Raw genomic sequence first — 466 nt, forward strand, 5'->3', positions numbered from 1 at the left:
TCCCTTCGCTTCCGGCGGTTAGCGTCCGCCGCTGACATTCAGTAGGGCGCCGGTAATGTAGGACGCCTGGTTGGAGAGTAGATAGGTGACCGCATCGGCGACTTCATCGGCCGTGCCTGCCCGCTTCATCGGAATGTCGGGACCGGCCTGGCGCGGCCGATCCGGCAGGCTGCCGGAGGCGTGAATCTCGGTGTCGATAATGCCTGGGCGCACCGCATTGACACGGATGCCTTCGGTCGCCACTTCCTTGGCAAGCCCGATCGTCAGCGTATCGATCGCGCCCTTGGAGGCGGCATAGTCAACATAAACATTCGGGCCGCCGATCACGGCAGCCATCGAGGAATTATTGATGATCACGCCGCCACGACCGCCATGGCGCGTCGACATGCGCTTCACCGCCTCGCCGGCGACGCGGATCGCACCCAGCACATTGATGTTGAACATCCGCTCCAGCCGCGCCCAGCCC

1 protein-coding gene is annotated in these 466 nt (G+C 63.9%); it reads right to left on the minus strand.

The window, feature by feature from the left end; all coding sequences use genetic code 11:
• Nucleotides 1-18: 18 nt before the first annotated feature.
• Nucleotides 19-466 (minus strand): SDR family oxidoreductase (locus AC1D0P_RS29140; RefSeq protein ID WP_477679918.1); only part of this gene is annotated, 448 nt, incomplete at its 5' end.

It is taken from the genome of Polaromonas sp. P1_G2, assembly GCF_056405515.1.